Source organism: Acinetobacter baumannii (assembly GCF_009759685.1).
In the GTDB taxonomy this organism is placed as follows: Bacteria; Pseudomonadota; Gammaproteobacteria; order Pseudomonadales; family Moraxellaceae; genus Acinetobacter; species Acinetobacter baumannii.
On record NZ_CP046654.1, the window covers coordinates 3,113,940 to 3,135,028 of the forward strand.

17 protein-coding genes are annotated in these 21,089 nt (G+C 38.7%); 4 read left to right on the plus strand and 13 right to left on the minus strand.

Annotated elements, in window-relative coordinates:
- Nucleotides 1-45: 45 nt before the first annotated feature.
- From GO593_RS14910 to GO593_RS14940, 7 genes are all read right to left on the minus strand, one after another.
- Nucleotides 46-987 (minus strand): ABUW_2363 family tetratricopeptide repeat lipoprotein, encoded by a 942-nt coding sequence (locus GO593_RS14910; protein ID WP_001009738.1) that lies wholly within the window; start codon nucleotides 985-987, stop codon nucleotides 46-48.
- 103 nt (nucleotides 988-1,090) lie between these two features.
- Nucleotides 1,091-1,906 carry a serine O-acetyltransferase gene (cysE, locus tag GO593_RS14915; RefSeq protein WP_000917698.1) on the minus strand — a complete coding sequence of 272 codons (816 nt, stop codon included), beginning with the start codon at nucleotides 1,904-1,906 and terminating at the stop codon, nucleotides 1,091-1,093.
- Entirely contained in the window at nucleotides 1,899-2,738 is an 840-nt protein-coding gene (locus tag GO593_RS14920; protein WP_000051394.1) for an RNA methyltransferase, read from the minus strand. Before GO593_RS14920 ends, cysE begins: the two co-directional genes overlap by 8 nt.
- Nucleotides 2,739-2,752: 14 nt before the next feature.
- A complete protein-coding gene (gene dnaE / locus GO593_RS14925) occupies nucleotides 2,753-6,316 on the minus strand; it encodes a DNA polymerase III subunit alpha (protein WP_001160984.1) in 3,564 nt (1,187 codons plus the stop codon).
- A 214-nt stretch (nucleotides 6,317-6,530) separates the two neighbouring features.
- Nucleotides 6,531-7,598 (minus strand): type II asparaginase, encoded by a 1,068-nt coding sequence (locus tag GO593_RS14930; RefSeq protein ID WP_000956445.1) that lies wholly within the window; start codon nucleotides 7,596-7,598, stop codon nucleotides 6,531-6,533.
- A 683-nt stretch (nucleotides 7,599-8,281) separates the two neighbouring features.
- Nucleotides 8,282-9,589 (minus strand): dicarboxylate/amino acid:cation symporter, encoded by a 1,308-nt coding sequence (locus GO593_RS14935; RefSeq protein WP_000810596.1) that lies wholly within the window; start codon nucleotides 9,587-9,589, stop codon nucleotides 8,282-8,284.
- 465 nt (nucleotides 9,590-10,054) lie between these two features.
- Nucleotides 10,055-11,485: a pyridoxal phosphate-dependent aminotransferase gene (locus GO593_RS14940; protein ID WP_000078702.1), complete on the minus strand. Its 1,431-nt coding sequence runs from the start codon at nucleotides 11,483-11,485 to the stop codon at nucleotides 10,055-10,057.
- Between the two features lie 240 nt (nucleotides 11,486-11,725).
- Here GO593_RS14940 and msrB point away from each other — a divergent pair, with 240 nt between their 5' ends.
- From msrB to GO593_RS14960, 4 genes are all read left to right on the plus strand, one after another.
- Nucleotides 11,726-12,145 (plus strand): peptide-methionine (R)-S-oxide reductase MsrB, encoded by a 420-nt coding sequence (msrB, locus tag GO593_RS14945; RefSeq protein ID WP_000521160.1) that lies wholly within the window; start codon nucleotides 11,726-11,728, stop codon nucleotides 12,143-12,145.
- Nucleotides 12,142-12,627 (plus strand): glutathione peroxidase, encoded by a 486-nt coding sequence (locus GO593_RS14950; RefSeq protein WP_000066032.1) that lies wholly within the window; start codon nucleotides 12,142-12,144, stop codon nucleotides 12,625-12,627. Before msrB ends, GO593_RS14950 begins: the two co-directional genes overlap by 4 nt.
- The gene (locus tag GO593_RS14955) at nucleotides 12,627-13,472 is read left to right on the plus strand and encodes an AraC family transcriptional regulator (protein WP_000535301.1); all 846 of its coding nucleotides are present in this window, start codon (nucleotides 12,627-12,629) and stop codon (nucleotides 13,470-13,472) included. Before GO593_RS14950 ends, GO593_RS14955 begins: the two co-directional genes overlap by 1 nt.
- Before the next feature lie 64 nt (nucleotides 13,473-13,536).
- Nucleotides 13,537-14,169, plus strand: coding sequence for a LysE family translocator (locus tag GO593_RS14960; RefSeq protein ID WP_000451657.1), 633 nt, complete (start codon nucleotides 13,537-13,539; stop codon nucleotides 14,167-14,169).
- Nucleotides 14,170-14,226: 57 nt separating this feature from the next.
- Here the strand turns inward: GO593_RS14960 and dapC are convergent, their stop codons facing one another.
- The 6 genes from dapC to GO593_RS14990 form a co-directional block, all read right to left on the minus strand.
- Entirely contained in the window at nucleotides 14,227-15,396 is a 1,170-nt protein-coding gene (gene dapC, locus GO593_RS14965; RefSeq protein WP_001983957.1) for a succinyldiaminopimelate transaminase, read from the minus strand.
- A 25-nt stretch (nucleotides 15,397-15,421) separates the two neighbouring features.
- The gene (gene glnD, locus GO593_RS14970; RefSeq protein WP_000611178.1) at nucleotides 15,422-18,085 is read right to left on the minus strand and encodes a [protein-PII] uridylyltransferase; all 2,664 of its coding nucleotides are present in this window, start codon (nucleotides 18,083-18,085) and stop codon (nucleotides 15,422-15,424) included.
- A gap of 27 nt (nucleotides 18,086-18,112) precedes the next feature.
- Nucleotides 18,113-19,330: a formate-dependent phosphoribosylglycinamide formyltransferase gene (gene purT / locus GO593_RS14975; protein WP_085940543.1), complete on the minus strand. Its 1,218-nt coding sequence runs from the start codon at nucleotides 19,328-19,330 to the stop codon at nucleotides 18,113-18,115.
- Between the two features lie 102 nt (nucleotides 19,331-19,432).
- On the minus strand, nucleotides 19,433-19,822 hold the full coding sequence (locus GO593_RS14980; RefSeq protein ID WP_000084505.1) for a tautomerase family protein: 390 nt from the start codon (nucleotides 19,820-19,822) through the stop codon (nucleotides 19,433-19,435).
- A 128-nt stretch (nucleotides 19,823-19,950) separates the two neighbouring features.
- Nucleotides 19,951-20,292 carry an L-valine transporter subunit YgaH gene (ygaH, locus tag GO593_RS14985; RefSeq protein WP_001047284.1) on the minus strand — a complete coding sequence of 114 codons (342 nt, stop codon included), beginning with the start codon at nucleotides 20,290-20,292 and terminating at the stop codon, nucleotides 19,951-19,953.
- Between the two features lies 1 nt (nucleotide 20,293).
- A complete protein-coding gene (locus GO593_RS14990) occupies nucleotides 20,294-21,016 on the minus strand; it encodes an AzlC family ABC transporter permease (protein ID WP_085940569.1) in 723 nt (240 codons plus the stop codon).
- Nucleotides 21,017-21,089: the final 73 nt, after the last annotated feature.

The window sequence follows — 21,089 nt, forward strand, 5'->3', positions numbered from 1 at the left end:
TTAAAAAAGGGCTGTCAAATCAGCCCTTTTTTAAAGTTTAAGTGCTTACTTTTTTGTAGCTGCGCTTGGGGTAGCAGAAGACATAGCAGGGTTTGTTAAAACTTGCCATACATTCCAGCGACCTTGTTTTTCAATTTCTTGAATTAAACGGTCTGCTACTTCAGCTTCATCAGGGTATTTAACCTTGTAATTTTTTAGAGTCTGAATCGCATTTTTCTTTTGTTCCATTGCAATATAGTTATTTGCAGCGGCTAAATATGCTTCCTGAACATTACCTTTAATAGCTTTATCTAAATACGGAATAGCCTCACGTTGACCGCCACCTTCAGACAAACCAAAACCAAACCAGAAATTCGCCTCAGCATCATCTGGATTAATTTTTAAAAGTCTTTGTGCATATTCTAAAGACTTAGTGGTATGAGCAGTACCTAAATCAAGGTTACGGGCAAGTACACTTGCTTTAAAAGCACGAATAAGAATATCAAATGAAGCATCTGGATTAGCAGCTAAAGTATCTAAGCGCTGAGTCACTTCCTTAAGTTTGCTTTCAAAGCCTTTACGTTCTTGACGGTCAGTAAAACGAGGTGGATAGTGACGCGCTTTACCTTCAACAAGTTGTAAGAAGTCATCAATTTCAGTTACATCAATTTCATTATCGCCCGCTAAAACTGCGTACTTCATTGAACGTTGTGAGTTGTTGACTGTAGGTACGATCAATTTATTCGTATCTAATGTAAGTGTTTTGGTTGGATCGTCCTGACGAGTTACAACCATTTTGGTTACAGGCTGTGCAGCAGCTTCTTTTAAAGCAACTTCAAATGCAGGTGGAGCATCATAATTAAATGGGTTTAATGCATAAAATGGAGGTGTAAGCTCTGGTTCCTTAAAAACAAACGGCTCAATTTTTTGTTCTTTTACAGGTGCCATGGTACACGCTGTTAAACTTGAGGTCGCAAGAAGGATATATGCCAAAGGCTTAAAATTCATAGGATCTTCCGTTCATTTTATAAAGTTAAATAAGGTACAACAAGTCTAGGAAAACCTAAACCGACATGCAAGGGTAAGCGTGTTACATTATGAATCAAGAATATTACGTTTTTGATGTCTTGTTTTGCGCACCGCATTCACGACGAACTTCTTCAAGAATTTTTAGCTCTTCATCACTAAAAGGCTGTTCATCTTGACTTTCTTTTTTGAAAGTTGGGTCAAGTTCGGACAAACGCTGGCACAAATTATTCATACGCGTTTCATTGTGCTGAATACGGTCAAGTAAAACACGCATTCCTTCTAAAATTGGGTCAGATTGATCAGCAGTAGTCGCATACGGAGCAAAACCAATACTTTGTGCATAATCACGGCGACGTTCTTCATCTTTATCTTTAGTTTTGTCGGCATCTTTATAGATATAACGTGCAGGGTTACCAACAGCTGTTACACCAGCAGGAACTGCTTTTGTGACTACCGCATTTGAACCAACTTTGGCGCCTTTACCTACCGTAAATGGACCTAAGATTTTCGCACCAGCACCAACAACCACGCCATCTTCTAAAGTTGGGTGACGCTTACCTTTATTCCAAGTCGTACCACCTAAGGTAACACCGTGGTATAGCGTTACATCATCACCAATTTCAGCAGTTTCACCAATTACAACGCCCATGCCATGATCGATAAAGAAGCGTTTGCCGATTTTAGCTCCAGGGTGAATTTCTATACCCGTTGCAAAACGACTAAATGACGAAACAAAACGGGCGGTACCTTTGCAATCTTTTTTCCACAATTCATGTGCAAGTCTATGCAAAAGTAAAGCGTGTATACCTGGGTAAGTGGTAAGTACTTCGAGTGTATTTCGTGCAGCAGGATCTCGCGCGAATACAGCCTGTATATCTTCTTTAAGCTGTTTAAGCATTGGATTGATCCTCCTTGTCCGATGATGCTTTTTTCCATTTGCCGCTTGTGAGGGCTTGGACTCGACTAAAAATACCGCGAAGTAAATGATATTCCATACGATCTAATTGTATACGACCAAATAAACGACGCAAGCGTAAAGGTAGTAAACGTGGATTTTCTGGATCTAAAAATTCAATTTCGGTGAGCATTTTTTCCAAATGAGGGTAGAACTCTTCCATTTGCTGCTGAGTCACTAACGGCTCATCCCATTGCATGCTTTGACCTTGAGTAAGCGGCATTTGCCCAGCATCAGAAGCAACTTCTTTTTGCTCTAATACCGACATACGAAGTTCATAACAAACTACTTGAATCGCTTGAGCAACGTTAAGTACACCATAGTCCGAGTTTACAGGAATAGTAAGGTGATAATTTGCCAAAGCCAATTCTTCATTGGTTAAACCGCGGTCTTCACGTCCAAAAACGATCGCAATTTGTTGTCCTTGAGCAGCCGCCTTGATTGCTTCTTTGGAAGCAGGGCGAACATCTAACAAAGGCCATGGAATAGTACGGCTTCGAGCACTTGTCCCGAAAACTAAATGGCAATCTTTAATTGCTTCTTCGAGTGTTTCAACAATTTCAACCTGTTCTAATAAATCTTGTGCACCAGCAGCAAGCGCCTGAATATCTGGATGTGGATACATTTTTGGTGAAACCAGAACCAACTTACTCAAGCCCATCGTTTTCATTGCGCGTAAAGCACTGCCAATATTAGCCGGTAAAGTGGTATTGACCATGACAATACGCACTTGTGCTAATTGTTTTGACACGGCGGTGTCGTCAAACAAACTCATAAGATTTCCAGAAATTACGAATATTGAGAAACTTCGCTTTGGTATGAATCCAATGCATCATCAATAGTCATGTCCACAGGAGGTGAGGCAACAGGTTGTGGACGAACAGGTTCTGCTGCTTTAGCTGCCTTAGATTTTACCTGATATTCAATATGAATATTATCCTTACCAAAGTAATCTCTTAATTTTGCAAGAAGTTCATCTAAAGGAGCGACTTTCCATTGTGGGCCAAGCTGAAGCTCAGCCTGAGCATATGGTTGGTCAATCTGTAACTGTATTGCAATATGCTGATGCATATCGACATTACAATAAGGCAATAATATATTTTGTAGATCTTTTGCCAAACTTGGTTGCAATAGATCATGGGTTAACTTGATTTGAATGCTATTGGCGCGTTTTTGTCTGATTTCATTTAAGCTAAACGCTTTGTTCAAGCGTCCCATTGGACGATCAAAACCTTCACGCTCATAGATCTCGCCTTCAAAGACGACTACGCGCTCAACTTGAATAATATCTTTAAAGCGTTGGAAACGTTCGTGGTTACAGCTGACTTCAATACGTGCTGTTCCGTCGTCAAGCACAATAACAACACGGTTTGGGAAATTCGCTACATCAAGGACAAGTCCTGCATAAACAGTCGTTACACCGCGACGAGTTGCAGTAATTTCATTAAGTTTTGCAGGAATAAACGCTTTGAGTTCTTGACGATAAACATCAATTGGGTGACCTGTTAAATATAGTCCAAGTGTATCTTTTTCGCCTTTGAGACGAACTTCATCACTCCATGGCTTAACAGGTTTAGCTGGTTTACGTTGAACTTCTTCAACTTCACCAAATAAGTCCATAATACCGCTTTCACGGTTACTACGTGCCTGTTCGGCAGCTTGGACAGCTTCTGGCAATTGAGCCATTAGACTTGAACGTTCAATACCTAAACAATCAAGCGCACCAGCACGGATAAGTGCTTCTAAGGTTCGTTTATTGATTTTTTTCAAATCAATACGATGGCAGAAATCAAATAGGTCAGTATAAGGCCCTTGTTGGCGACGTGAGTCAATAACAGACTGCATTGCCTGTTCACCAACACCTTTAATTGCCCCTAAACCATAAACAATGGTTTTATCATCGCTCGCATGGAAATGATAAGTCGACATATTGACCGATGGCGGTAAGACCTCGAGCCCGTTATTTCGGCAGTCATCAATCAAAAATACGACACTGTCAGTGTTCTGCATTTCCGATGACATTACTGCTGCCATAAATTCGGCAGGATAGTGGGCTTTTAACCATGCTGTATGGTATGCAACAAGTGCATAGGCTGCGGCGTGCGATTTGTTAAAACCATAGCCTGCGAACTTTTCCATATAGTCGAAGATATGGTTAGCTGTGCTTTCATCAATACCTTTTTGTCCAGCACCCTCAAGGAAGATTTGGCGCTGTTTCACCATTTCTTCAGGTTTCTTTTTACCCATTGCACGGCGGAGCAAGTCAGCGCCACCGAGTGTGTAACCTGCACAAATCTGTGCAGTTTGCATTACCTGTTCTTGGTAAACCATAATCCCGTAGGTTGGTTCTAATACACCTTCTAGCAATGGATGAAGATACTCAAATTCTCCACCATGCATACGGTGAATAAAGTCTGGGATCAGATCCATCGGACCCGGACGATATAAAGATACGAACGCAATAATTTCTTCGAATTTACTTGGACGTGCTTCTTTCAGCATTCGTTTCATACCGACGGATTCAAACTGGAATACCGCGGTTGTATTTGCATCAGCAAAGACAGAATAAGCTTTAGGGTCGTCAAGAGGGACGTGCGAAATGTTTAAAGGGTCATTGCTATCGCGGTTTTTATTAATATTTTGAATAGCATCTTCAATAACGGTTAAGTTACGTAGACCCAAGAAGTCGAACTTTACGAGACCTGCAGCTTCTACATCATCTTTATCATACTGTGCTACGCGGTTAGTACCGTCTGCGTCACAAAGCACAGCAGAGAAGTCGGTAATTTTACCGGGTGCAATAACAACACCACCGGCATGTTTACCTGTATTTCTGGTAATACCTTCTAACTTTAATGCCATTTCCCAAATTTCGCTGGCATCATCATTATCTGGGTTGGAAGGGTTGGTAACAATATCTTTAAGCTGAGGTTCCATTTCAATCGCAGTTGCCAAATCCACACCAAGTGGCTTAGTTGGAACCATTTTTGAAATACGGTCAGCTAGACCATAAGACTTTCCTAAAACGCGGGCAACGTCACGAATCGCACCTTTCGCAGCCATCGTACCGAACGTTGCAATCTGAGACACCGCTTCACGGCCATAAGTACGTGATACATAATCGATCACACGGTCACGACCTGCGATACAGAAATCGACGTCAAAGTCGGGCATCGATACACGTTCCGGGTTTAAGAAACGTTCGAAGAGTAGGTCATAACGAAGTGGATCAAGATCTGTAATTTTTAAGCTATAAGCTACTAATGAACCTGCACCTGAACCACGGCCCGGTCCAACAGGGACACCATTGTTTTTCGCCCATTGAATGAAGTCCATGACAATCAGGAAGTAACCAGGGAATCCCATTTTCAGGATGATTCCGACTTCATAATCTATTCGTTCATCATATGGTTTACGAATTTCAGGCCAGTCTTCACCACGCTTTTCGACAGGGTAAAGGTAATTTAAGCGCTCTTCCAAACCTTCTTTTGATAAGTGCTCAAAATAGGTATCGATGGTAAAACCATCAGGAATTGGGTACTCAGGTAAAAAGTAAGTGCCGAGCTTTAAAGTGACATTACAGCGTTTAGCGATTTGATAGGTGTTTTCAATAGCACTAGGAATATCTGAGAACAGCTCAATCATTTCATCAGAAGTTTTGAAATATTGCTCTGGGCTATATAAGCGCGGACGTCGATCATCTGCTAAAACATAACCATCTGCAATACATACACGAGCTTCGTGCGCTTCGAAATCTTCTTTTTCAATAAAGTGCACATCGTTGTGTGCAACAACACCAATATTATATTTGGCTGCAAGTTTGGCTGCTTCTTGAATAAAGTCTTCTTCGCCAGGACGATCAGTACGTGTTAAGGCTAGATAAACACGATTACCAAACTTTTCGATCCACTCTTCAAGTAAAGGTTCTGCTTTTTGCGGGTTAGATGAGCAAAGCATTTGCCCAACATCACTATGTTGGCCAAGTAAAACAATAATATCTTGATGCTGCTCTAGGACCCATTCTTTTTGTACACAAGGGATACTGAGTTGTTGACCTTCAATAAAGCCACGCGAAACAATTTCGGTCAGTCCTTTCCATCCAATATCACTCATTGCAAGCAAAGTTGCACGATGTTGGGCATCATTAAGACGGATTGTACTACCCAAAATTGGCTTAATGCCTTTCTTAAGGCAAGAATTATAAAACTTTACAGCAGCATGAAGGTTAGATAAGTCGGTAAGTGCCAGCGCAGGCATTTCATCCTTTACCGCAGTCTTGACCAAGTCGGGTATGCGAACAATCGACTCTGTAATCGAAAATTCTGTGTAAATACCGAGATGAACAAACTGCATAAACCAATCCTTAATGCGACCGCAGCATAGTTTAACACGCAAAGTTCAAACGAAATGCTTAATATTTTGGCAACTGTTATGGATTTTAGTATTTAAACAGAAGGTTGAGAACACGAAAGTGAAGGATTGATCAAAGTTGTTCTTTTATTTTTAAATAGAAAATTAAAGCGAATAAAAAGAACCAGCCCAAATTGATTTGGGCTGGCTAGAAATTTTAGTACTGCCAGAACATGCGTTGAATTTCTTTCGCATCGTTAGTTTTTGTAAGTGCCAACGCTGCAAGAAGACGTGCTTTTTGAGGATTCAAATCATGAGCTGCTACCCAACCATATTTAGAGTCAGGTTGTTCTGCATCACGTAATACAAAACCTTGTGGAACGCGTGATGAGCGGATAATTTGAATACCGTTTTTGTCATGAAGATTTTGTAATGTTGGAACGATATATTTCGCTACAGAACCATTACCTGTACCTGCATGAATAATCGCTTTAGCGCCAGCTTTTGCATATGCTTCATAAGCGTCAGGAAGCATAGAGTCAGAACCATAAACGATTTGTACTGTTGGAAGAGCATCACCTTTAATATTTTCAATATTAAATTCTGAAGCATTGGTATGACGTTTAACAGATTGTCTAAACCAATATGGTTTGCCTTCAACAAGTGTACCCAAAGCGCCCCATTGGCTTACAAAAGCATTTGTATGAATGTTAATGCCTTTAGTTACATCACGAGCAGCAAAAATAGAGTCGTTCATGAGAACCATAACACCTTTATTTTTTGCATCATCAGAAGCGGCCAATGCAACAGCACTATAAAGGTTAAGTGGACCATCTGCTGAAAGAGCAGTTGATGGGCGCATTGAGCCAACAAGTACGATTGGTTTATCAGTATGAACAACAAGATTTAAGAAAAATGCTGTTTCTTCTAAAGTATCTGTACCGTGTGTAATCACAACGCCATTTACAGTTGGCTTTTTAACAAGTTCATTTACTTGACGAGCAATTTGTAATAATTCCTTGTCAGTAATACTTTCAGAAGCTACTTGTAATGCTTGGATACCAGATACATTCGCCAAATCTTGAATTTGAGGAACTGCATTGATTAAAGCATCAACTGGAACTTTGGCCGCCGTATAAGTTGCACTATTTGCTGAGCTTGCGCCAGCACCAGCAATGGTACCGCCAGTAGCGACAACAACAACATTGTTTTTTGCGTAAAGTGGGAGAGAGCAGGCTAATAAGCCCATCGCTAAACCGAAAGATTTAACAGTTTTAGTCAACATCGAAAATATCCTTATGAAGTGACGAAGTATAAAGTTTGCCGAATACGCCTGCTTTTCCTAAGCAAAATACATACCATGTAAAACATATCCGTAACTTGTTTGAATAAAAGCATCCTTGAATATCATTTTGTTTCGACAACAATCATTTAAACATTGCTTTTATTCAGCGCTAATAAATATCATGAAAAAAATAAAAAATCTATTAAGTTTTTCTAATTTATCTGAATTTATTTACTTTTTAATATAATTCACGCAAATGATTTTTTAGTCTTTATAAAATTAAAAAATAATAGGTTGGGTTGGGCCTTTATTTAACATTTGGTGGATTTATTGAATTGATTTTTAAAACTATATTTATTAAGAATATAAAATAAAATTTTTCATGTTCAAATTAAATAATAATCTTAATTGTTTAATATAATGAATCAATCATAAATTGAATTAAAAAATAATCAGTTAGTGCATGTTTCTAAGTATATAAATTTTTGAATGATTGTTTTTTATTCTGTTTTTAAGGTTTACTTTTAAGAAATTTAATAGGAATTAAAATCCATAATTTGGCCTATTATTTAATATAGAAATACTGATAACTTTTTATTGTTTAGTTCGAAAGAAAAAAAGAGCAATTTTATAAGGTCGTATAAAATTGCTCTTAAGTTGGGAGAGTGGGAGAAAAAGGAAACTTAAGCGATTGTTTGTTCTTGAGTTGATTTAATTAATACAGGCTCTGGTAATTCTTCAGTATCTGCCACTTTATCGCCTTCAAGCTTGGCAACAACTGCGGTCGCAATACTGTTACCTACTACATTTGTTGCAGTACGGCCCATATCAAGGAACTGATCAATACCAAGTAATAATAGAATGCCGGCTTCAGGCAAATGGAACATTGTGAGTGTTGCCGAGATAACCACAATAGAAGCTCTTGAAACACCCGCAATACCTTTACTTGTCACCATAAGCGTTAACAAAATCAAGATTTGTTGAGTGAAGCTCAGATCAATATTGTAAGCTTGGGCGATAAAGAGTACCGCAAAGGTGGTGTACATCATCGAACCATCAAGGTTAAATGAATAACCCAAAGGTAAAATGAAGCTAGTTACTTTTTTAGGCACGCCGAACTTATTTAAAGCATCCATAACTTTAGGATAGGCTGATTCACTTGAAGCTGTAGCAAAAGCAAGTGTTACAGGTTCACGAATCAATTTACCTAAACGGAAGATATCTTTTTTAAGTACGATTGCGCCAACAGAGAACAAAATGACCCAAAGTAATAGCAGACCGAAGTAGAATTCTGCGATTAAAATGCCATAATCAACAATTAAGCCTAAGCCTTGTACTGTAATTGCTGAAGCGATTGCAGCAAATACTGCAAAAGGTGCGAACATCATTACGTAGTCAGTAATGCGAAACATGATTTTACTGAGTTCATCAGTTAAGCGAATGATAACTGAGTCTTTTTCTTTGCCCTGATTTACAAAAGCAAGAGCTGAACCAAAGAAAATAGAGAAAACAAGGACTTGTAAAATATCATTGTTCGCCATTGCTTCTGCAATGCTGCGTGGGAACACGTGACTCAAGAATGATTGCAAGGTAAAACCAGTAGTTGTTGGGAGAGAAGAACTACTAAGTTGTTGAGCTGTTGGTAATGCTAGGTCTAGCGCCGCGCCAGGTTGGAAAAAGTTTGCTAAACCCATACCGATGGCAAGTGAGACAAACGAAGCGGTAATAAACCAAGTCATTGACTTAAGTGTAATGCTACCAATTGAAGTTGATTTGCCCATTGACACAATGCCACACACAATTGTAGCAAATACCAATGGGGCAATAATCATTTTGATGAGACGTAAAAAGATATCTGTGACGATGTTGAAATAAGAAGCGATTTGCTTCAGTTGCTCGCCTTCATTAAAGAAGTGATGACAGATCCAACCCGTCAATACTCCTAGTAAAATAGCAACCACAATATACTTGAGCAATTTCTTTTGCTTCATAGGAACCTCTATCCTTTGGGTTCAATCATCTTTTAGATGGGATAACGATGATTGAAAGCTTTCCTTGTAGTTCAGTTCGGTCCTGTAACTGATTTCATCTTCCTAAATTTGCATCAGTATTAACCGAATCGAATATGGTGATGTTGTTATGGGAAGGGATTGTTGCTCGATTTTGAAGCAGTGTGAAATGCAAAAAAATATCAACTTATGCATTTTTTGCATAATAACGAAAGGAGGAATAGGGGATAAATATAATAATTTAAACGTTTGGTAAAAAAATATGGATGAGATTTTTTGAGAAAATAATTCTTATATATTATTTTTAAAAGTTTATATTATTCAGTATATTAATTTGGTTTATTGATCTGATTAAAATAGGTGATATTAGTTATTAAATAATTATTTAAATGATGTAAAAATAAAAAAAGGCACCTAATTTAAGATACCTTTTTTATTATGCATTTTTTAACGGCGATTGGCCAAGAAACGACCTAAACGGCCAATTGCTTCACGTAATTCGTTTTCTGCCGGTAAGAAAACAACACGGAAATGGTCTGGTGTTGGCCAGTTAAAACCTGTTCCTTGAACTAATAGTACTTTTTCAGCACGAAGTAAATCTAACATTAACTTTTCATCATCTTCGATTGGGTAAATGTTAGGGTCAAGACACGGGAAGCAATACATCGCACCTTCTGGTTTAACACAGCTTACCCCAGGAATTTCATTTAACATTTCCCATGCGATATTACGCTGTTCATATAAGCGTCCCCCTGGTCGGATCAAGTCATTAATAGACTGATAGCCACCAAGCGCTGTTTGAATTGCATACTGAGCTTGTACGTTTGCACATAAACGCATTGAAGCTAACATATCCAGACCTTCGATATAGTCTGCTGCACGGCTCTTATCGCCTGTGATTGCCATCCAGCCTGAACGGAAACCAGCAATACGATATGCTTTTGATAGCCCATTGAAAGAAATACATAATTGGTCGCCTGCTAAAGAAGCAACAGCAACATGTTCAATGCCATCGTAAACGATTTTGTCGTAAATTTCGTCAGCAAATAAAATCAGGTCATGTTTCTTTGCAAGTGCCACAATTTGCTCAAGCACATGACGTGGATATACCGAACCAGTTGGGTTGTTCGGATTGATAATGACAATACCACGTGTGTTTGAAGTAATTTTACTTTCAATATCGGCAATATCAGGATACCAACTGTTTTCTTCATCACACTTATAGTGAATGGCTGTACCGCCTGACAGGTTAACGGCAGCTGTCCAAAGCGGATAGTCCGGCATCGGAATGAGCATTTCATCACCATCATCGAGTAGGCCTTGCATAGCCATGACAATGAGTTCAGATACACCATTACCGATATACACGTCATTAACGTGCATATTTAAGATGCCTTTTTGCTGGTAGTACTGGCAGATTGCTTTACGTGCCGGAAAGATACCTTTTGAATCTACATAACCAATTGCATTTGGTAGGTTTAAAGCAACGTCATTAATAATTTCTTGTGGTGCTTCAAAACCAAATGGGGCAGGGTTGCCGATATTCAGCTTAATGATTTTATGTCCTTGCTCTTCCATTTCATTGGCGGCTCGTAATACTGGTCCGCGAATGTCATAACAAACATGCTCAAGCTTCGATGATTTTTTAATTTCTCGGGAAGTTGGCATGGATTGGAGAGTAGCAGTATTTTTAGACATAGCTGGATTCACTTTTGCATATCGGTATAAATAACTTTTAAATGTTTTGACTGTTACCAAATTCAGATCATGTTGATCTTTAAGTAATTCAACAATTTTTTCATGGGTAAAGCCCGATTGCTGATATTGTTTGATAACTGGTAATAGTTGCTGGAAAAGCACACTTTTTTTCTGAGACATGTTTTGTCCTATACAACCGTGCCACCCAAGAATAGCACCATCTTTGCTTCCTTAAAAGGAAATAAAATAAAAAAATGCTTTCTTTTGTTTTTGTATTTTGCTTACTTTTTGCTTTCTGTTACTTAGATGTTTAAAATCCAACAAATTTTACGTTCAGAGACTAGTGTTTTTTTGATGAATGGCGTAAATATAAAATACGATTATCAATTTATGTTTACATCAGAATAAAAGGTGCAGGTCATGGGAAAAGTTAATAAAACAGACCGAGAATGGCAAAGAGAGTTATCACCTGAAGAATATCGGATAACGCGACAAAAGGGCACTGAACCAGCATTTACGGGGCAATACTGGAATACTAAGCAACATGGCACTTATGTTTGTCGTTGTTGTGGCGCGGAATTGTTTTCGTCAGATGCAAAGTATGATAGTGGTTGTGGTTGGCCAAGTTTCTTTCGCCCTCTGAATGGAAGCGTTATTGATGAACATGAAGATTTAACGCATGGTATGGTCAGAACGGAAATTGTTTGTCATGATTGCGAAGCTCATCTTGGGCATGTTTTTGAAGATGGACCACAGCCGACAGGTTTGCGCTACTGTGTGAACTCGGCATCATTACAACTGAAAACACAAGAAAAAAATGATGAGGAAACCTATCCATGAGTAACATTTATCAGTTTGAAGCTGAATTGTTAGAGGGAGATATTAAACAATTCGCTGATTACAAAGGTAAAGTTTTATTAATTGTAAATACTGCAAGTAAATGTGGTTTTACTCCACAGTTTGCGGGCCTCGAAAAACTTTATGAAAAATATAAAGACCAAGGTTTAGAAGTTTTAGGTTTTCCCTGCAATCAGTTTGGTGGGCAAGATCCCGGAAGCAATAAAGAGATAGGTACATTCTGCCAGCGTAACTATGGAGTGAAATTCCCTATGTTTGCCAAAGTAGATGTAAAAGGTCCTGAAGCTCATGTGATCTTTAGATATTTAACCCGTGAAGCAAAAGGAATTTTAGGAAGCAGTACTATTAAATGGAACTTTACCAAGTTTTTAGTTGGTAAAGATGGTTCGGTTTTAAATCGTTATGCACCAACAACCAAGCCTGAAGCATTGGAAGCTGATATTGAAAAAGCATTAGCGAGTTAATGGGTTCAATGAACGCTATTCCTCAAACTTTCGAGTTTTGGCAAGATCGGCGAATGCCTTATATGGAAACCCGAAGGTCATGTTTTGGCAGAACATGTTATAAGTCTCATAGCCATCCAACATTTTCAATTGGTGCTATAGATGAGGGGAATAGTGTTTTTCAAAGTTCTTTTGGCACTGCACAAAAGATCTCGGCGGGTACATTAGTCATTGTGCCCGCACATGTTGAGCATTCATGTAATCCTATGCCAAATCAGGCATGGAGTTACCAGATGCTTCATTTAGATCTAGCATGGTTAAATCAACTGTATTCAGAATTTCAAGAGCAAGGTCTTGATTTACATATACCTCAGCATAAGCCGCTCATTATAAAAGACGAATCTTTATATGAAGCTTTTACTGAAATGAATGAGACATTATTTGATGCGCAAAAATTAATTTTTGAAAAAGAGCAGTCTCTTCTCCATTGCCTGATTCATTTGTTATTACCTCATTTTATTTTAGAAGAAATACAAAAGCCTCAATATTTATATAAAGACTTTTTAAACCTGATCGATGTGATTTCATCCTCAGAGGGTTTTATTTCTTTAGAAGAACTTGCTCAACGAGTAGGTTTAAGCAGATATGCAATCATACGTCTATTCAAAGCAAATGTAGGTTTAACTCCACATGCATTTCAAATTAATTTAAAAATTAATCAGGCTCGAGAGCAGCTCAAACAAGGCGTGCCACTTGCCGAATTGGCTGTAAATTTAGGTTTTAGTGATCAAAGTCATTTCCATAAAGCTTTTAAAGCACATACAGGGGTAACTCCTCGGCAGTTCCAGCTCGCAGCCGCGCAATAATTTACAAGAAATTGTTTAGCTCTATTTCTAAGATTTTCCAGACTGTTTTACAGATGAAGCTGTTATGGAAGTTTTTTTAGTTATTGCATTTACTCATTTTTTAGCACTCTTATCACCGGGTCCAGATTTCTTTCTTATTCTCACTAGTCTTCTACAAAAAGGACACCGTTATACATATGGTATTGTTCTAGGAATCACTTTGGGAAATGCTTTAATTCTGGTTGGATGCCTGTTTAGTTTTATGTTGCTTGGAAATCTAAGTAGTATCTTACTTTTAATATTTAAATGGCTTGGCGCTTTGTATTTGGCTTATTTGAGTTTTCTTTGTTTTAATGCAGCCCGATCTACAGTTCTAAATTTCTCAACCGATGTAAATAATTTAAGTGACCAAGCAGAAGATAAGCGCAACAAAATTAAAAGCTTGGTATTAGGTTTGCAATCGAGTCTTCTAAATCCAAAAAATATTATGTTTTATAGTAGCTTAATGCTGCTTATACAACATAAATTTAGTTTATTTCAAAAACTGCTTATGAGTGTATGGATGGTCGGTGTGGTGTTAATCTGGAATATCTTATTGGTTAAACTGCTAGCCTATGAACGAATCTTAGTCAAAATTAAGCGCTCTGCAACAGGTTTATATTATTGTTCTGCGGTAGCTTTTATTCTTTTTGCTGTGCTTTTGATTACATATAAATAGTGTTATAGCCCAGTTGTACAACCTGAGTAAAAGGCTGTACAACTGCTAAGAAGAGGCTTACAGAATCGCTTTTAAACGCTTAACTACTTCTTCACATTGAGCTAAATCTGCCACTAACGCCATACGTACATGGTTAGCTCCAGGGTTACCTTGTTCGGTATCACGAGATAAATAACGGCCCGGTAAGACTTTAATATGTGCTTTTTCCATCAGCATTTTGGCAAAAGTTTCATCATTATCCACTTTTAACCAATAGTAAAAACCAGCATCTGGTTTTTGTAATGGAAGCAAATGACCTAGCTCAGATTGAAATAAGTCAAATTTTGCACGATATTGCTTACGGTTTTCTTCAACATGGCTTTCATCATTCCATGCTGCAATTGAGGCAAGCTGATGTTGTACTGGCATTGCTGCGCCGTGATAGGTACGGTATTGCAAATATGGCTTTAATAAAGCAGCATCGCCCGCTACAAAACCTGAACGCATACCTGGTAAATTTGAGCGTTTTGAAAGTGAATGAAAAACGATACAGTTTTTGTAGTCATCACGGCCAAGTTCCGCACATACTTCTAATAAACCCGTAGGAGCTTGGTCAAACCAAAGTTCTGAATAGCATTCATCAGACGCAATAACGAAATTATATTGATCAGATAAGGCAATCAGCTTTTTAAATTGTTCTTTAGAAAGCACAGTACCTGTTGGGTTACCCGGTGTACATACAAAAAGAAGGGCTGTTTTTTCCCAAACTTCTGCTGGCACAGCATCAAAGTCACCTAAATAGCCATTTTCTTCTGTGCAATTAATGAAGTATGGCTTTGCACCTGCGAGTAAAGCAGCACCTTCATAAATTTGATAAAACGGGTTCGGCATTACCACATACGGTGCATCTTCACGGTTAATTAATGCTTGAACAAAAGAGAAAATTCCTTCACGCGTACCAGACACTGGCAAAATGTGGTTTTCAGCGCTAATACTGTTAAGTTTAAAGCGTTTAGTTAGCCAGTCTGCAATACTCTGGCGAAGCTCAGGTAAGCCTTTGCTGTTTGGATAAGTTGATAAATGGTTAAAGTTATCAATAATAGCCTGTTTAACAAACTCTGGTGCTGGATGCTTAGGTTCGCCAATTGATAGAGGAATCAAGGGAAGGTTCGCTGGGGTAATATCCTTAAAAAGTTGGTTTAACTTTTCAAATGGATACGGGTGTAATAACGACAAGCTAGAGTTCATTAAACAGTTACCAAGTAGTTGAGTTTCAGTGCTGACAAATTTGATTAGATGCTTCATCTAATGCAGCTTTCAGTTTTTCCGAGAAGAGTTTGACCTCTTCGTTATTCAGCGGTTTCCCATCTTTTTTGGTGACAAAGAAAATATCTTCGGCACGTTCACCTAAAGTTGCAATTCGGGCTGAATGGATGTCTAAACCTTGCATCATAAATAAACCACCCACGCGTGCAAGTAGGCCAGGGTGATCGAGTGTTGAAATTTCGACCATATTTTGCTGTAAGGCTTCATTTAATGTTACGTCGACTGTATTTTCAATATCGAAGTGACGTAATTGACGTGGAATACGACGTTGCATGAGTCCCGGGTATTGGTCTGGTTGGCTAAGCGCCTTCACTAACGCATTTTTAACGGTTTCTTCACGTTCTGGGTCGGTAAGCAATGTACCGAAACGATCGAGTACAACATAAGTGTCTAAGCTAAATGCGGTACTGGCCGTGATAATTTTTGCGTCCTGAACGTCTAGGTTCATTCGGTCTAAAACAGCAACAGTGGTGGCAAACAGGTTAGGTTGGTCACGTGTATAAATAAAGATTTGCACCGCATCTTGAGCTGCTTTACGGTGAGCACGCAAGAGGACTAATGGCTCTGGATTATCACCATGTTTTAAAATTGCTTGTGTATGCCATGCAATTTCATCTGCCGACTCTTTAATGAAGTATTCATCACCAAGTTCTTGCCATACTTTTTCGACATCAGCCAATGCAAAGTTATTTACCAGTAATTCACTTGCTGCAAATTTGGTGTCTTCAATTAACATTTGGTAGTCAACAGGACGACCTAAACCTGTACGGATTACATCACGGGCATGCGTATAAAGTTGACGCATAAGCGATGCGCGCCATGTGTTCCAAAGTTTTGGATTTGTGGCGTTAATATCTGCAACTGTTAAAGTATAGAGATAATCAAGATGCTCCATGTCGCCAAGTTTTTCTGCAAAATCTTTCACGACATCTGGATCAGAAATATCTTTTTTCTGAGCTGTAAGTGACATGAGCAAATGGTTTTGAATAAGCCATGCAATTAATTTGCATTCACGCTCAGTAAAGCCATGTGCACGTCCAAACTCAATCGCGTCTTCTGCGCCAAGTTCACTATGGTCACCACCACGGCCTTTTGCAATGTCGTGGAATAAAGCAGCAATAAAGACAATATCTTGACGAGCAAGACGTTGGAAAACCGAACTTACCACAGGGAATTCTTTGGCAAATTCAGGTTCTCTAAAACGATTTAAATTACGCAGCAATAATAATGTATGAGCATCAACCGTATAGATATGGAATAGGTCATATTGCATAAGACCCATAATTTGGCCAAAAGCAGGAATATAGTTTCCTAACACACCATAACGTTTCATCGCGACCAAGGTATCGTATAGTCGATATGGTGAGCGAATAATCGACATAAATAGTGCTTGATGCTCTGGGTTATCACGATAACTTTGGTTAATTCGTTTTGCAGCAAGAATGAGTAAGCGCAAAGTTCGAGCGCGAATACCTTCAATATCTGGTCGATTCGCTAAAATATAGAACAACTCTAAGATCGCGCTCGGATGCTCTGCAAAAATTTTATGATGCTGTACTGCAAGTTTATTGTCGACAATCTTAAAGTGATCGTTCACAACTTCAATTTTGCGTTCATAGTTGGGGAGTCGAGGAGTAATGACAGACTCACTAAAATACGCCAGCAACATTTCATTGAGTGTTGAAACCTGCTGCGCCGTACGGTAGTAGCGTTTCATGAATTGCTCAACGCCGTAATTTACAGGTTGGCCTTCTTGACGAACGTAACCAAATTTAGCAGCAATTTCTCTTTGGTGGTCAAAGAGTAAACGGTTTTCATCACGTTTGGCTAAACGGTGTAAATGATGTCGAATTTCCCAAAGAAAGCTTTCAGCTTCTTCTAAAACAGCCAATTCAAACTCTGAAATGAAACCTAAATGCACTAAGTCATAGATACGGTTCACACGGAAGTGGCGTTTGGCAATCCAACCAATTTGATTAATGTCACGAATACCGCCCGGTGCATTTTTAATGTCAGGTTCTAAATTACTTTCAGTATTGTTGTGTTGGTGATAACGCTTGGCTTGTTCAGCCATTTTTGCGTCATAAAATGTTTTGTCTGTCCATGTTTGTGAAACAATACGGCGAGGCCATTTCGCAAGTTGTGTATTACCTGTAATTAAACGCGCTTCAATTAATGTAGTGGCAACAGTTAAATCGGTAGCGGCTTGTTCAACACAGCTTTGAATGGTACGAACACTAATACCTGGTTTGAAATTTCCTACATCCCATAAAGAGGAAATAAATGTAGAGATACGTTTTTCATTTTCTTCACTGATTTCATCTTCAGACAAAATCATGATATCTACATCAGAATAGGGCAGCATTTCACGGCGCCCGTAACCACCTACTGCAAAAAGACCTAGTTTTGACTGGTCAAGTTCTGCATGTTTCCATAAAAAGACGAGCGCTTCATCTACTAAATCTGAACGAGCTTTAATGATTTCTCGAATAGATTGCCCATTTTCATATGAATCTTGCAATTGCTTTTCTACATCCGTTCGCCACTGATTAATGGCTTTAATATCATGATGACTTGAGACATAGTTCAGCAATGGCGATGTATTGATCATGAAAATGGGTCTACCAATAAGTAAAAATTAAGAGTTAGTTTGAACGCTTACTTGATCAGCGGTTTCTTTCGCTAAAGTACGGGCAAGATCAGTATTTTCAGCGCGAGCAGTTGCCACACCCATACGACGACGTTTGAAACCTTCCGGTTTACCAAACAAACGTAAGTCGGTATCTGGATGAGCTAAAGCCACATTTAGATTGCTATAACTTAAATTGTTAGCATCAACTCCAGCATAAATTACCGCACTTGCGGCAACACTGTGACGTGCTGTATTTACAGGTAAGCCTAAAATTGCACGTGCATGTAATTCAAATTCACTTTGAAATTGAGATGCTAAAGTGACGAGGCCTGTATCATGTGGACGAGGTGAAACCTCACTAAACCAAACCTTGTCGCCTTTAATAAACAGTTCTACACCAAAAATACCACAGCCACCAAGTGCTGTAGTCACTTTATTTGCAATGCGTTTGGCTTCCTCGAGTGCTGCAGGAGTCATTGGTTGTGGCTGCCAGCTTTCTACATAATCACCGGCATCTTGGCGGTGACCAATTGGGTCACAGTAGTGCGTTTCAATTTCACCTGTTTCAGGGTTTTTAGCGCGAACGGTAAGGAGTGTAATTTCAAAGTCAAAATCAATTTGAGACTCGATAATAACAGTGCCTTGGTTAACACGGCCACCTTGCATTGCATATTCCCATGCAGCATCGACTTCATCGAAACTTTTTACACGAGACTGTCCTTTACCAGAAGAAGACATGACCGGTTTTACAAAGTTTGGATAACCAATATCATCACAAGCAGCGCGGAAGCTTTCGAGCGTATCAGCAAAACGATAAGCAGATGTTGGTAAACCAAGTTCTTCAGCAGCAAGACGGCGAATACCTTCGCGGTTCATGGTCAGGTTTACAGCTTTAGCAGATGGGATGACTGTTGCAGTTTTATTTGCTTCAATTTCCAGTAAAACTTCTGTCGCAATCGCTTCAATTTCTGGAACAATTAAATTTGGTTTAACTTTTTCAATGAGTTGTTTTAATTGGGCTGGATCTGCCATGTTTAACACATAAGAAAAATGTGCTACTTGCATAGCTGGAGCATGATCATAACGGTCGGCTGCATGTACTTCTACACCAAGGCGTTGTAAGGAAATTACAACTTCTTTGCCAAGCTCTCCTGAACCTAACAATAAAACTTTAAATGCAGAAGATTGAAGTGGGGTACCGAGTGTCACGCTCATGCGAATCATCCTGACAAAATTATTTTTTTAAGCATAGCAGAACTTAGGGTGGAGTTAAGCCTTATCATGCATAAAAAAAGTAATTTTGTCGGACAATTAAAAATGTAGTTTTTAGATATTAACCTGATAGTTTAAAAGCAATTCATCTGCATTTTTACCACGGATGCCCCAATTTTCTTTAGGTGTTTCAAAAATGGTAATTTCAATGTCCTGAGGTGCAATTTTGCATTGCTCTTCAATATTGCGAAATAAGGTTTGAATAAGTTGCTTTTTAGTGGCTGGACTGCGGCCTGCAAACATTGAGAGTTCGATGATAATGTAATGTTGGCTTCTATCAGATGGATAAATAAAATTCTCAGGTTTAAGGCTAATGAAGCGTTGAAATCTTTTCTCGATGGGATACTTCAATTCTTCAATAAGTGCTTGATGGATCGCATGAGAGAGCAGTTCGCGATACTGAATAATCGTTTGTTCATTTGCATAAATTTTAACTTGTGACATTTTTATCTCTAATCGCTAGATGGATTTATCTTCTAATAAATTTCATAAATGAGTTTTTATGCTAGAAGTTATTATTCTTAATCACTTCTAGCATTTATATATTATATAAGGTTGATCAGTTTATCTATTTATAAAGGTAAATAAGTATAGATAAGGCCATAAACGATTGCGGCTGTTAAGGTGGCAGGAACAATTTTCTTAAATTTAAAATAAAGACCAGCTAGAACCATAAAACCGATAAGCATTGCTAAACTCTTATTTGGGGTTTCAAGTAAAGGTGGAAGGGTTGCAACCACAAGCATGGCGCTAATCGCAGATATACCAATACTTCCCAAAGCGATTTTTAACCAGATTGAGCCGCGTCTTTGTTGGTTGCCCTGTAGTTTTTGTATTACGAAAAATGGTCCGAAGCGTGAAGCAAAATTAGCAATACCCACAATAATGCCGACCAAAATAATTTCTAGGTTCATATTAAGCTTCAACCTCATCAAATTGTTTCAGCACATAATATTTAAATAGACCTGCTAAAATGCCTGAAAGAATGCCAATAAAGATAGCTGCTGATAAGTTAATCCAATAACATGCCAAAGCTGAAACCACTAACGATACAGCAACTACAAGGCTATGCTTTCGTTCAAATGCCGCTAATAAAAAACTTAAAAATAAAGCAGGTAATAAGAAGTCTAAAGCTGCTTGTAAAAACTTTGGAAGGTGTGCGACTTGATCTGCAAATAAACCACCTAATAATGAACCACTTGCCCAAGACATCCAGCTAAATAGACTTAAGCCCAACATCCAAGACTCGGACCATTGTTGTCTGCGCTGTGAAAGTTGGATCATACCACTGGCAAAAACTTCGTCCGTTAAACCCCAAGCCCAAACGGCTGTCTTCTTTAAATTTAATTTAGTGGGAATTAAATTATAAAGAGCAGGCCCATAAAGTACATGTCGTATATCAAGTGCAATGACTGTTAAAGCGGTTAACCATATAGAAGAACCACTTGCTAAAAGTGCGACCACTAAAAATTGGCTTGCACCTGCATACATGGAACAAGAAAGAAAAAATGCTTCCCATGGGCTAAAACCAAATTGAGATGCAGAAACGCCAAAGGCAAAAGAAACTGGTAAGTAGGTGAGAACGATGGCTTGACTATCTTTGGCACCTTGCCAAAAAGTTGCTGTTTGAGCAGCCATCTGTTGTTGATTTGACACAATACACCTTGGCAGTAAACCAATTATAAAAACTTGAAAGATTGAGTATTGTAGC